The sequence below is a fragment of the Caulobacter sp. D5 genome, assembly GCF_003185805.1.
In the GTDB taxonomy this organism is placed as follows: Bacteria; Pseudomonadota; Alphaproteobacteria; order Caulobacterales; family Caulobacteraceae; genus Caulobacter.
Genome location: NZ_QHJY01000270.1, coordinates 1 through 11,546, shown reverse-complemented (window position 1 = coordinate 11,546; position 11,546 = coordinate 1). Strand labels below are relative to the sequence as shown.

The window sequence follows — 11,546 nt, the reverse complement described above, 5'->3', positions numbered from 1 at the left end:
CCCGGCGGTGCTCGCCGGCGGCGACCAGCACCCGCTTGCCGGCGGCGGCCGCGTCCAGGGCCTGGCCCAGGGCGGTGAGGCCGCAGCGCTGCGAGCCGGTGACATCGGCCGAGGCGATCGAGGACTCCAGGGTCAGGGCGGCGGCCAGGATCCCGGCGTTCTGGCGGTCGGCGAAGGGCGCGGTCGTGGAGGCGAAGATCGCCGCGTCGATCGCCGACCGCCCCTCGTCTTCCGGGCCAAGCGCATCGCGGGCGGCCTCGACGGCCATGGTCAGGGCGTCCTCGTCCCAGTTGGCCATCGAACGTTCGCCCTTGGCCTTGCCGGCCAGGCCGGGCGCGATCCAGGCGTTGGCGGCGACCACCGCCTTGCGGCTGAGGCGAAGGCGCGGCGCATAGGCGCCCCAGGCGGCGATGCCGACCATGTTCCACTCCCTGACGCACGCCTGTCCCGGCGACTTATCAGGGTTCAGGTTACGCGCGCGGCAAGGCTCCGCAAGCGTGCCCCTTGGTCAACCAGGAAAGGCGTCCGGCGACCTCACCCGCTCCAGGCGAAAGCCGAGACCGAGCACGCGGGCCGGGATCCGGCGCAGGCGTGGAAAGCGCTCGAAGAGCCGCATCACCGCCGGCGGCTTCAAGGGCCTGCCGCTGAGCGCGGCGCTGACCAGGCGGTTCTGGATCAGCAGCTGCAGCGACTGCATGGCCCGGGTCGGCGGCAGGCGGCGACGCTGGACGGCCTGGGCGCGCTCGTCCAGCGCAGCGTCGTCGAACGCGAAGGCGTCATGCAGGAGGTTGGCGGCGGCGATCGCGTCCTGGACCGCCAGATTGATCCCCACCCCGCCCACCGGCGACATGGCGTGGCGGCGTCGCCGATGCACAGCAAACCAGGCTTGGACCACCGCGTCAGGCGATCGACGGTGACGGTCAGCAGGTGCACATCGTCGAAACTGGCCAGCTCGTCCACGCGGTCGGCCAGAGCCGGCGCGGCCTGCGCCACCTGCCGACGGAAGGCCTCGATCCCAGTCGCCTTGATCGCGTCGAACCCGCCCTTCGCGGCGACGTAGCCGCACTGGTAGTAGCCCTCGCGCGGGATGGTGACGAACAGGCGGCCGGCGCTCGCGCGGCCCAGCGGCGCCTCCGGATCGTCGCTCGGCTTGCGCGACAGCCGCATCCACAGCACGTCCATCGGCGCGCCCAGGTCCTCGACCGGCAGGGCGGCCGCGTCGCGCAGCAGCGAGCGGCGGCCGTCGGCGGCGATCACCAGCTGGGCCCGAACCTCAAGCGGCCCGTCGGGCGTGCGCGCCTGCACGCCGACGATGCGACCACCAAGCTCGATCGCTCCAAGCGCCTCCGCCTTCATGCGTAGGTCGAAGGTCGGATAACGCCGCCCCTGACCGGCCAGGAAATCGAGGAAGTCCCACTGCGGCATCAGGGCGACGAACCGAGCGGCGGTCTTCAGGCCATGAAAGTCAGCCAGATGGATCGTCTCGTCGCCGATCTGCGCCGACAGGCTGCGCACCTCGGTATGCGGCAGTTTCAGAAAGTCATCCAGCCAACCGAGATCGGCCATGGCCTGCAAGGTCGAGGGATGGACGGTGTCGCCCCGGAAATCACGCAGGAAGTCGCCGTGCTTCTCGAGCACCGCGACCTTCACCCCGGCCCGGGCCAGCAGCAACCCGACCATCATCCCCGCCGGACCGCCCCCGACCACGCAGCAATCGACTTCGAGAACGGCGGCATCGGCGGGCATGGCGGGGCCTCTCGTCAGCGGTAGGGATCGTCCGTGTTCAGGAAGCCGGCGACGTAGTCGGCGACGCCGTCCTCCAGCGAGGTCATCGGCGCATTGTAGCCGGCCGCGCGCAGGCGGCTCATGTCGGCCTGGGTGAAGTACTGGTACTTGCCGCGCAGCACTTCGGGCATGTCGAAATAGGTGATCTCGGGTTCGCGGGCGACAGCGCTGAAGGTGGCTTCGGCCAGGTCCTTGAACGAGCGGGCCTTGCCCGAGCCGAGATTGAAGACGCCGTTGACGTGCGGGCTCTTGGCCAGCCAGGCGATGACGTCGGCGACGTCGCGCACATAGACGAAGTCGCGCAGCTGGCCGCCGTCCTCGTAGTCGGGGTGGTGCGACTTGAAGAGACGCACGCCTTCCCCAGCGGCGATCTTCGGCCAGATCTGGCAGACCACCGACTTCATGCCGCCCTTATGGTCCTCGTTGGGGCCGTAGACATTGAAGAACTTCAGGCCCACCCACTGCGGCGGTGCGTGGCCGCGGGCGGCCTCGCGCACGGCGAAGACGTCGAACAGCGCCTTCGACCAGCCGTAGGCGTTCAGCGGCCGCAGCGCCATCAGGCTATCGATGTCGTCCTTGCCGTCAAAGCCCTGGTCGCCGTCGCCATAGGTGGCGGCCGACGAAGCGTAGATCAGGCGGGTCCCGTTCCTGGCGCACCACCGCCAGAGGTCGCGCGACAGCACGAAATTGGATTGCACGATCAGGTCGGCGTCCGGCTCGGTGGTCGAGGAGATCGCGCCCATGTGGATGACGAGCTCGACCTCGTCGCCGCGCACGGCCAGCCAGTCGAACAGCTGCTCGGGCGCGACGAAGTCGGCGATCGGGTGCTTGGCGATGTTGCGCCACTTGCCCTCGGCGGCCTGGCCCAGCCAGTCGCAGACCACGACGTCGAGCGACGGGTCCTCGCAGAGCTTCGCGACGATGTTGGAGCCGATGAACCCGGCGCCGCCGGTGACGAGAACGATGCGTCTGGACATGGGCGGGTTATGGCACAGGGGACGGAGCGGGCAAGAGCGAGGGCTTCTCGTGAAGACCCGTCATCTCCCCAGGCCAACCCAATCCCGCCTTCCTGGGCCTTGTGCCCAGGATCCATGGTTCCGCCGCTCAGACCTTGTCAGAATGACCGAGGTCTGAGCAGCCGCCGGCATGGGCCCTCGCCACGAGGGCGAGGGAGGCGAACGTCTTTGGATCGATAAGCTGTCGACCGGCGCGGCGGCGCGCCGCCCGACAGCCCTGCCTCAAGCCGCCAGCTTGCGCTTGGCCAGGGCGTCGAACTCCAGCAGTTCGGCCACGAGGCCTTCGAACTGGCTCAGCGGCACCATGTTGGGGCCGTCCGACGGAGCGTGGTCGGGGTCGGGGTGGGTTTCCATGAACACCATGGCCACGCCGATCGAGACGGCGGCGCGGGCCAGCACCGGCACGAACTCGCGCTGGCCGCCCGAGGACGTGCCCTGCCCGCCCGGCTGCTGCACGCTGTGGGTGGCGTCGAACACCACCGGGCAGCCGATCTCCTTCATGATCGGCAGGCTGCGCATGTCCGAGACGAGCGTGTTGTAGCCGAACGAAGCGCCGCGCTCGCAGGCCAGGACGTTGGGGTTGCCCGCGCCGGTGACCTTGGCGATGACGTTCTTCATGTCCCAGGGGGCCAGGAACTGGCCCTTCTTGATGTTGATCGCCCGACCGGTAGCGGCGGCGGCCAGCAGCAGGTCGGTCTGGCGGCAGAGGAAGGCCGGGATCTGGATGACGTCGACGGCCTCGGCCACCGGGGCGCAGTGGCTGATCTCGTGCACGTCGGTCAGAGTCGGCAGGCCGGTGACCTCGCGGATCTCCTGAAAGATCGGCAGGCTGTCATAGAGGCCGATGCCGCGGGCGGCGGTGGCCGAGGTGCGGTTGGCCTTGTCGTAGCTGGTCTTGTAGATCAGGCCGACGCCCAGGCGCTCGCCGATCTCCTTGAGGGCGTGGGCCGTCTCCAGCGCGTGCTGGCGGCTTTCCATCTGGCACGGGCCGGCGATGAAGGTCAGGCGCTCGGCGTTGCCGATGCGGACGGCCTTGCCGTTCTCCGTCTTCACTTCGACGACGGCGTTGGGGGCGACGGGCTGACTCAAGGCGGGACTTCCGAATAAAGGTGAGGCCGATAGGCGTAGACGCCGAATTTGGCCCACAGGTGGCCTCAACGGCGGAAAGGTGCAAGTGCGGATCGATCCAGGCGTCCCCGGACCCGTCATCGTGTGGCTGCGCAACGACCTGCGCCTGGCCGACAATCCGGCCCTGAAGGCCGCCGCCGACACGGGCCGGCCGGTGATCCCGCTCTACATCCTCGACGAGACGCCGGGCGTGCGGCCGATGGGCGCGGCTTCGCTGTGGTGGCTCGACAAGTCGCTGCGGGCGCTCTCCGAAAGCTTCAAGGCGATCGGCTCGAAACTGGTGCTGCGGCGAGGCCCGGCGCACCAGGTGCTGAAGGACGTGGTCGCCCACGCTGAAGCCGCCGGCGTGATCTGGAATCGCCTGTACGAACCGGCCGCCATCGCCCGTGATGCAGAGATCAAGACGGCGCTGAAGGCCGACGGCGTCGTGGTGGAAAGCTGCCTCGCCGGCCTGCTGAACGAGCCCTGGACCGTCGTGAACGGCTCCAAGCAGCCCTACAAGGTGTTCACCCCCTATTGGCGGGCCGCCCGGGCGCACCTGACCCATGTCGAGGTCGAACGCGCCCCCAAGCGGCTGGAGGCGCCCGAGCACTGGCCCCATAGCGACGCCCTCGACGGCTGGCGCCTGCATCCGCGCAAGCCCGACTGGTCGAAGGGCTTCTCCATCTGGACGCCCGGCGAGGCCGGCGCGCTGCAGCGGCTGGACGACTTCCTGTCGGGCGCCGTCGACGGCTATGGCGAGGGCCGCGACGTGCCGGGCCTGGAGGCGACCTCGCGCCTGTCGCCGCACCTGCATTTCGGCGAGATCGGCCCGCGCCAGGTCTGGGCCGCCGCCCGCACCGCCGCCGAAGCCGGCGACGCGCCCCACGGCGAGATCGAGAAGTTCCTGTCGGAGGTGGGCTGGCGCGAGTTCAACCACGCGATCCTGTTCAACTGGCCGCAGCTGCCGGAGCGCAACTTCCGGCCCGAGTTCGACGCCTTCCCCTGGACCGAGAACCCCAAGGGCCTTGAGGTCTGGATCGAGGGCCGCACCGGCTATCCGCTGGTCGATGCGGGCATGCGCGAGCTGTGGGCCACCGGCTTCATGCACAACCGGGTGCGGATGATCACCGCCTCGTTCCTGATCAAGCACCTGCTGGTCGACTGGCGCGACGGCGAGTCGTGGTTCTGGGACACCCTGGTGGACGCCGATCTCGCCAACAATGTCGGCAACTGGCAGTGGGTCGCCGGCAGCGGCGCCGACGCCTCGCCCTACTTCCGGATCTTCAACCCGATCGGCCAGGGCGAGAAGTTCGACCCCAAGGGCGCCTATGTCCGCAAGTGGGTCCCCGAGCTGGCCAACCTGCCCGACAGCGTCATCCATCAACCTTGGACAGCGCCCGCGCATCTTTCGGTCGAGGCCAAGCGTAGCTACGCCCGACCCATCGTCGATCACGGACAGGCGCGGGCGCGGGCTCTCGAGGCCTATCGCCAATTGCGCGGTGACGCTTCCGGGGAGTGATCCCCTGGCGGACAGCCGCGCACGTTCCCATCTGAAGACTCGGTTTTTTGGGGGTCTGATTTTGTCCCAGGTACGGGACGGGAGCGCCGATGACCGACACCCTGCACGCCCGCTGGCGTAACGACCATCTCCGCGCCGCCCCGGCGGCTTTCCGCGCGGCCATACGGGTCGCCTGCGAGAACTGGGCGATCGGGTCGCTGACCTTCGTCCTGCCCACGGGCCAGCCCATCCGCATCGACGGCCGCACGCCCGGTCCCGAAGCCGTGGTGCGGGTGCGCGACTATCGCTTCATCCGGCGGGCTTTCGCCTCGGGCGACATCGGCTTCGCCGAGGGCTACATGGCCGGCGAGTGGGACACGCCCGACCTTCCGGCCGTGCTGACCGCCTTCGCCCTGAACTTCGACAAGCTGGCGGCCCTGGTGCAGGGCAATCCGCTGACGCGGCTGATGAACCTGCTGTTCCACCGTTCGCGGCGCAACGACCGCGAGGGTTCCAAGCGCAACATCCACGCCCACTACGACCTGGGCAACGCCTTCTACGCCCAGTGGCTGGACCCGACGATGACCTATTCGTCGGCCCTCTGGGACCAGGACCGCCACGCCTCGCTGGAGGCCGCCCAGACCCGCAAGTACGAGGCTCTCGCCCAATCCATCGCCCTGACGCCCGACAAGCACGTGCTGGAGATCGGCTGTGGCTGGGGCGGCTTCGCCGAGTACGCGGCCAAGGCGGTCGGGGCCAAGGTCACCGGCATCACCATCTCGCCGGCCCAGCACGACTTCGCCCGCAAGCGCCTCTTCGCCCAGGGCCTGGCCGACAAGGTCGACATCCAGCTCATCGACTATCGCGACGTCCAGGGCCGCTTCGACGGGGTCGTCTCGGTCGAGATGTTCGAGGCGGTCGGCGAGGAATACTGGCCGACCTATTTTAGCAGGATCCACGACCTGCTGGCGCCCGGCGGCCTGGCGGGCCTGCAGATCATCACCATCCGCGACGAGCTCTTCGCCCACTATCGGCGGCAGACCGACTTCATCCAGCGCTACGTCTTTCCCGGCGGCATGCTGCCCAGCGAGCAGCGCCTGAAGCAGGAAACCGACAGGGCGGGCCTGGCCTGGGAAAACGTCCGCCGCTTCGGCCAGGACTACGCCGACACCCTGTCGCAATGGAGCAAGCGGTTCGAGGCGGCCTGGGACGACATCCGCCCGCTCGGCTTCGACGAACGCTTCCGCCGGCTCTGGAAGTTCTACCTGGCCTATTGCGAAGCGGGCTTCCGCACGGAGCGGACCAATGTCATTCAATTGGGCCTGAGCCGAAATTAGGATGAGCCGCAGCTAGGAGACGTGCCGTGTCGCTCTTCACCCTGGTCCTGGACTATCACGGCGGCACCTACCTCTCGCAGTTCGACGCCGAGACGCCGACCGAGGCGGTCGGCGCCTGGTGCCGCGAGCTGCACGACAACCAGCTGCTGGGCGAGCCCTCGTCGGTGGTCGCCGAGGGCATCATGGCCGACGCGGTCGAGAACAGCCTCGTGGGCATAGAGGGACTGTGCGGGGCCTGGTGCGCGGCGACGGCCACGGCCGGGGGCCTGGCCCTGCTCAACGTCATCCAGACCCAGCCGACGACGCACTGATGCTGAGCGCCAAACCGGCGCTTTCAGGAAATCTGGATTGATCCGGGCGGCCGCATCGCGATCTACCCTGGCCCCAACGGCGCTTCTCCGCGCGAAGACGTAAGATTTCGACCATGCCCGTCACGCCCAACGTTCTCGAAGCCATCGGCAATACGCCGCTGATCCGCCTGAACCGCGCCAGCGAGGCCACCGGCTGTGAGATCCTGGGCAAGGCCGAGTTCATGAACCCCGGCCAGTCGGTGAAGGATCGCGCCGCGCTCAGCATCATCCGCGACGCCGAAGCGCGAGGATTGCTGCGCCCGGGCGGCCGGGTGGTCGAGGGCACGGCCGGCAACACCGGCATCGGCCTGGCCATGGTCGCCTCCGCGCTCGGCTACAAGACGACGATCGTCATCCCGCGCACCCAGAGCCAGGAGAAGAAGGACGCCATCCGCCTGCTCGGCGCCGAGCTGGTCGAGGTGGACGCCGTCCCCTATTCCAACCCCGACAACTACGTCCGTTATTCCGGCCGCCTGGCCGAGGAGCTGGCCAGGACCGAGCCCAACGGCGCGATCTGGGCCAACCAGTTCGACAACGTCGCCAACCGGCAGGCCCACTACCAGACGACCGGCCCGGAGATCTGGGAACAGACCGGCGGCAAGGTCGACGGCTTCATCTGCGCCGTCGGCTCGGGCGGCACCCTGGCGGGCGTGGCCCAGGCCCTGCGCGAGCGCAAGCCGGGCGTGAAGATCGGCCTGGCCGACCCGGGCGGCGCCTCGCTCTACAGCTGGTACGCCGAGGGCGAGCTGAAGGCCGAGGGCAATTCGATCAGCGAGGGCATCGGCCAGGGCCGCATCACCGCCAACCTCGAAGGCCTGGCCATCGACCATCCCTACCGCGTCTCCGACGAGGAGATGATGGAGCAGATCTTCGACCTGGTGCAGCACGAGGGCCTGTGCCTGGGCGGCTCCACGGGCATCAACGTCGCCGGCGCCGTGCGCCTGGCCCGCGACCTGGGCCCCGGCCACACCATCGTGACCATCCTCTGCGACCACGGCTCGCGCTACCAGAGCAAGCTCTTCAACCCCGCCTTCCTGGCCGAAAAGGGCCTGCCGACGCCGCCCTGGCTGTAAGGGCGCGCTTGCGTGGGCGAGCGACGCACGTGAAGTTGCCGCCCTCGCGTTCCCAAGCCCGCAAGAGGCCCGCCATGTCCGCCACGCTCATCGATCCGCTCGTCTCGACCGCCTGGCTGGCCGACCACCTCGACGCTCCGGACGTGCGCATCGTCGACGCCTCGTGGTTCATGCCCGGCACGCCGCGCGACCCGAAAGAGGAGTTCGAGGCCGGCCACATCCCCGGCGCGGTGTTCTTCGACATCGACGAGATCTCCGACGAGACCTCGCCCCTGCCGCACATGCTGGCCAGCGGCGTGAAGTTCGCCTCGCGGGTGCGGAAGCTCGGCCTCGGCGACGGCGCGCGGATCGTCGTCTACGACAGCACCGGCATCCTGCCGGCCGCCCGGGCGTGGTGGAACTTCCGCGTCATGGGCCACGAGGACGTCGTGGTGCTGGACGGCGGCCTGCCCAAGTGGGTCGCCGAGGGCCGTCCGCTGGAGGATGGTCCCGCCGCCCCGCAGGAGCGCCACTTCACCCCGCGCCTGCAGGCCGATCTCGTCCGTAGCTTCGACCAGATCAAGCGCAATCTGGAGACCGGCCGCGAGCAGGTGATCGACGCCCGCGCCGCGCCCCGCTTCAACGGCGAGGTTCCCGAGCCCCGCGCCGGCCTCAAGAGCGGCCACATCCCCGGCTCGCGCAACATTCCGCTGGCGGCGATCCTGGCGGCCGACGCCACCATGCTGCCCGCCGAACAGCTGAAGGCCGTCTTCGCCGACGCCGGCGTCGACATCGAAAAGCCGATCGCCACCACCTGCGGCTCGGGCATCACCGCCTCGGTGGTGTCGCTGGCCCTGCACCGCCTCGGCAAGCCGCGCGCGGCGGTCTACGACGGCTCGTGGACCGAATGGGGCGGCCGCGACGACGCACCGGTGGAAACCGGCCCGGCTGTGTAAAAACACTCAAGATTACACATTTCATATATACAATCTTAAATTGACATTCCGTAGCGGCTGGCTGACCCTCGAAGCGTTGGGGGTCGGCCTTGCGCCACGTCGGACCGCGGCCAAGTCGCGTGCCGCTCCCCACAAGTGCCCGTCAGCTTAAGGACCATCGGCGCGCCAACCGCGCCGAGCACGCAACCGCGCGACCGGCGGACCGACCGGCGCGCCCGTGGGGAGAAAACGTCATGTCGTCCTTCCGACCGCTCTACGCCGTCACCATCACCGACGCCATCGCCTCCGGCGAGATCGAGCAGCTCAAGAAGCTGGCCGCCGAGGCCGAGGCTCACATCCAGCAGTATGGCGACGTGCCGACCCTGCTGGCGGCTCTGAAGATCGAAATCGCCAAGCTGGAGGCCTGACGCGCCATGAGCATCAAGCCCTACGGCGTCGCCGTGACCGACGCCATCGCCTCGGGCGAACTGTCGCGCCTGAAGGAAGCCGAAACCGCGGCCCAGGCCCACCTGGACGAATACGGCGACATTCCCACCCTGCTGGCGCTGCTCAAGCTCGAGATCGCCAAGCTCGAAGGCAAGAAGAGCTACTGACGGGGCGGCGCTTCCGCCGCTCTTCGATGGGCTGGCGGAAGCGCCCGCATCCCCGCGTCTCCAGGCGTTTCGGGGAAGGAACGCGCATGACCGACACTCTTCCGTCCCTGCACGAGGCGTCCCTGCACGAGGCGTCCGTACGCGGGGCATCCGCAGAAGGAGCACCCCTGCGAGACCCGTACGCACCGCCGGAAGGCAAGTCGGTGCGTTACCGGACGGATCGCGACCATGTCGATCTGGTGCCCGTGCACGTGGTCTGGGAAGTCACCCTGGCCTGCAATCTCAAGTGCCAGCACTGCGGCTCGCGGGCCGGCCGGCCCCGGCCGGACGAGCTGAACACGCAGGAAGCGCTCGACCTGATCGATCACCTGGCGGCCCTGGGCACGCGCGAGATCACCCTGATCGGCGGCGAGGCCTATTTGCGCCGAGACTGGATCGAGCTGATCCGCCGCAGCCGCCAGAACGGCATCCGCACCGCCATCCAGACCGGCGCCCGCAACCTCACCGACAAGCGGCTGGACGAGGCAGCCGAGGCCGGCCTGCAAGGCGTCGGCGTCTCGATCGACGGCCTGCCCGAGCTGCACGACCGGGTGCGCGGCGTGCCCGGCTCCTACGACCAGGCGATCAGCGCCCTGCATCGGGCCAAGGCCCGGGGCCTGGCCGTCTCGGTCAACACCCAGATCGGCGCCGAGACCGCCCAGCACCTGCCCGAACTGATGGAGCGGATCATCGCCGCGGGCGCCACCCACTGGCAGATCCAGCTGACCGTGGCCATGGGCAACGCCGTCGACAATCCCGGCCTGCTGCTCCAGCCCTACCAACTGCTCGAGGTCATGCCCCTGCTGGCCCGTCTCTATCGCGAAGGATTGGAGCGCGGCCTCCTGATGGTGGTCGGCAACAATGTCGGCTATTTCGGCCCCTACGAGCGGGTCTGGCGCGGCCTGGGCGACGACACCGACCACTGGACCGGCTGCGCCGCCGGCCAGGGCGGCATCGGCATCGAGGCCGACGGCACGATCAAGGGCTGCCCGTCCCTGGCCACCACGCTCTACGCCGCCGGCAACGTGCGCGAGATGAGCATCGAGGACATCTGGCGCTACAGCGAGAAGATGGCCTTCGGCCGCGTACGCGACGTCGAAGAGCTCTACGGCTACTGCCGCACCTGCTACTACGCCGACGTCTGCCGGGCCGGCTGCACCTGGACCTCGGAATCCCTGCTGGGCAAGCGCGGCGACAATCCCTACTGCCATCACCGTGTGCTCGACCTGGCCAGGCACGGCTGGCGCGAGCGGGTGACCAAGATCAAGGACGCCCCGCCCGACAGCTTCGCCGTCGGCGAGTTCGCCCTGGTGCGCGAACCCATCCCCGGCGCCCAGACCGTCCCCCTGCCCGTCCGCGACCCTGCCGCCGTCCACGTGCATCATCGCGAGCGCTCGGAAGCCGGCGGCGCCCTGCCCCCGCGGCTGACGGTCTGCCGCTCCTGCGACCAGTACGTCTGGCCCCACGAAACCGACTGCCCCCACTGCGCCGCCGACATCGCGCTGGTCGAACGCCAGCACGCCGAAGCGGCCGAACGCCGCCGGGCGCTGATCGAGCAGGCCCAGCGACTGCTGTCGGGGATCCGGGAAGGCGCCTGATCCCTCTCCCCTAGCGGGAGAGGGCGGTCGGGTGAGAGGTCTCTCAGAAACCAGACGCCGACTTCGCTCCTCCCCCGTGAAACGGGGGAGGTGGCGCGGCGCTATCAGCGCCGTGACGGAGGGGGCGAGACTGGGTTCGGCGCATCCCTCCGCCCGTAAAATCCCCGCGAAAGCGGGGACCCAGGTGTTTTATCGTCGAGCGCCCTGGGTCT

Annotated in this window: 12 protein-coding genes and 1 pseudogene; 8 read left to right on the top strand and 5 right to left on the bottom strand. The window is 69.2% G+C overall.

What is annotated here, in order from left to right; translation table 11 throughout:
• The 5 genes and pseudogenes from DMC18_RS17310 to kdsA form a co-directional block, all read right to left on the bottom strand.
• Nucleotides 1-421: pseudogene (locus DMC18_RS17310) on the bottom strand (hydroxymethylglutaryl-CoA synthase family protein); the annotation flags it as partial.
• 87 nt (nucleotides 422-508) lie between these two features.
• A complete protein-coding gene (locus DMC18_RS26620; RefSeq protein ID WP_110119790.1) occupies nucleotides 509-697 on the bottom strand; it encodes a hypothetical protein in 189 nt (62 codons plus the stop codon).
• Nucleotides 676-1,746 (bottom strand): FAD-dependent oxidoreductase, encoded by a 1,071-nt coding sequence (locus tag DMC18_RS17305; protein WP_199232588.1) that lies wholly within the window; start codon nucleotides 1,744-1,746, stop codon nucleotides 676-678. Before DMC18_RS17305 ends, DMC18_RS26620 begins: the two co-directional genes overlap by 22 nt.
• 14 nt (nucleotides 1,747-1,760) lie before the next feature.
• The gene (gene rfaD / locus DMC18_RS17300) at nucleotides 1,761-2,762 is read right to left on the bottom strand and encodes an ADP-glyceromanno-heptose 6-epimerase (protein ID WP_110119788.1); all 1,002 of its coding nucleotides are present in this window, start codon (nucleotides 2,760-2,762) and stop codon (nucleotides 1,761-1,763) included.
• A 261-nt stretch (nucleotides 2,763-3,023) separates the two neighbouring features.
• A complete protein-coding gene (kdsA, locus tag DMC18_RS17295) occupies nucleotides 3,024-3,890 on the bottom strand; it encodes a 3-deoxy-8-phosphooctulonate synthase (protein ID WP_110119787.1) in 867 nt (288 codons plus the stop codon).
• A 79-nt stretch (nucleotides 3,891-3,969) separates the two neighbouring features.
• Between kdsA and DMC18_RS17290 the strand changes: the two genes are divergently transcribed.
• The 8 genes from DMC18_RS17290 (at nucleotide 3,970) to DMC18_RS17255 (ending at nucleotide 11,334) form a co-directional block, all read left to right on the top strand.
• Nucleotides 3,970-5,430 (top strand): deoxyribodipyrimidine photo-lyase, encoded by a 1,461-nt coding sequence (locus tag DMC18_RS17290; RefSeq protein WP_370444019.1) that lies wholly within the window; start codon nucleotides 3,970-3,972, stop codon nucleotides 5,428-5,430.
• Between the two features lie 89 nt (nucleotides 5,431-5,519).
• On the top strand, nucleotides 5,520-6,746 hold the full coding sequence (locus tag DMC18_RS17285; RefSeq protein ID WP_110119785.1) for a cyclopropane-fatty-acyl-phospholipid synthase family protein: 1,227 nt from the start codon (nucleotides 5,520-5,522) through the stop codon (nucleotides 6,744-6,746).
• A gap of 26 nt (nucleotides 6,747-6,772) precedes the next feature.
• Nucleotides 6,773-7,057: a hypothetical protein gene (locus DMC18_RS17280; protein ID WP_110119784.1), complete on the top strand. Its 285-nt coding sequence runs from the start codon at nucleotides 6,773-6,775 to the stop codon at nucleotides 7,055-7,057.
• 113 nt (nucleotides 7,058-7,170) lie between these two features.
• Nucleotides 7,171-8,169 carry a cysteine synthase A gene (locus tag DMC18_RS17275; RefSeq protein ID WP_110119783.1) on the top strand — a complete coding sequence of 333 codons (999 nt, stop codon included), beginning with the start codon at nucleotides 7,171-7,173 and terminating at the stop codon, nucleotides 8,167-8,169.
• 74 nt (nucleotides 8,170-8,243) lie between these two features.
• Complete coding sequence (gene sseA / locus DMC18_RS17270) at nucleotides 8,244-9,104, top strand: 3-mercaptopyruvate sulfurtransferase (protein WP_110119782.1); 861 nt, start codon at nucleotides 8,244-8,246, stop codon at nucleotides 9,102-9,104.
• 233 nt (nucleotides 9,105-9,337) lie between these two features.
• The gene (locus DMC18_RS17265) at nucleotides 9,338-9,511 is read left to right on the top strand and encodes a DUF1843 domain-containing protein (protein WP_110119781.1); all 174 of its coding nucleotides are present in this window, start codon (nucleotides 9,338-9,340) and stop codon (nucleotides 9,509-9,511) included.
• A gap of 6 nt (nucleotides 9,512-9,517) precedes the next feature.
• Entirely contained in the window at nucleotides 9,518-9,697 is a 180-nt protein-coding gene (locus DMC18_RS17260; protein ID WP_110119780.1) for a DUF1843 domain-containing protein, read from the top strand.
• 86 nt (nucleotides 9,698-9,783) lie between these two features.
• Nucleotides 9,784-11,334 (top strand): GDL motif peptide-associated radical SAM/SPASM maturase, encoded by a 1,551-nt coding sequence (locus tag DMC18_RS17255; RefSeq protein WP_110119779.1) that lies wholly within the window; start codon nucleotides 9,784-9,786, stop codon nucleotides 11,332-11,334.
• Nucleotides 11,335-11,546: the final 212 nt, after the last annotated feature.

Coding starts and splice junctions, on each gene's coding strand:
- DMC18_RS26620 (WP_110119790.1), bottom strand. CDS start 697: ATGCAGTCGCTGCAGCTGCTGATCCAGAACCGCCTGGTCAGCGCCGCG.
- DMC18_RS17305 (WP_199232588.1), bottom strand. CDS start 1,746: ATGCCCGCCGATGCCGCCGTTCTCGAAGTCGATTGCTGCGTGGTCGGG.
- rfaD (WP_110119788.1), bottom strand. CDS start 2,762: ATGTCCAGACGCATCGTTCTCGTCACCGGCGGCGCCGGGTTCATCGGC.
- DMC18_RS17285 (WP_110119785.1), top strand. CDS start 5,520: ATGACCGACACCCTGCACGCCCGCTGGCGTAACGACCATCTCCGCGCC.
- DMC18_RS17275 (WP_110119783.1), top strand. CDS start 7,171: ATGCCCGTCACGCCCAACGTTCTCGAAGCCATCGGCAATACGCCGCTG.
- sseA (WP_110119782.1), top strand. CDS start 8,244: ATGTCCGCCACGCTCATCGATCCGCTCGTCTCGACCGCCTGGCTGGCC.
- DMC18_RS17265 (WP_110119781.1), top strand. CDS start 9,338: ATGTCGTCCTTCCGACCGCTCTACGCCGTCACCATCACCGACGCCATC.
- DMC18_RS17260 (WP_110119780.1), top strand. CDS start 9,518: ATGAGCATCAAGCCCTACGGCGTCGCCGTGACCGACGCCATCGCCTCG.
- DMC18_RS17255 (WP_110119779.1), top strand. CDS start 9,784: ATGACCGACACTCTTCCGTCCCTGCACGAGGCGTCCCTGCACGAGGCG.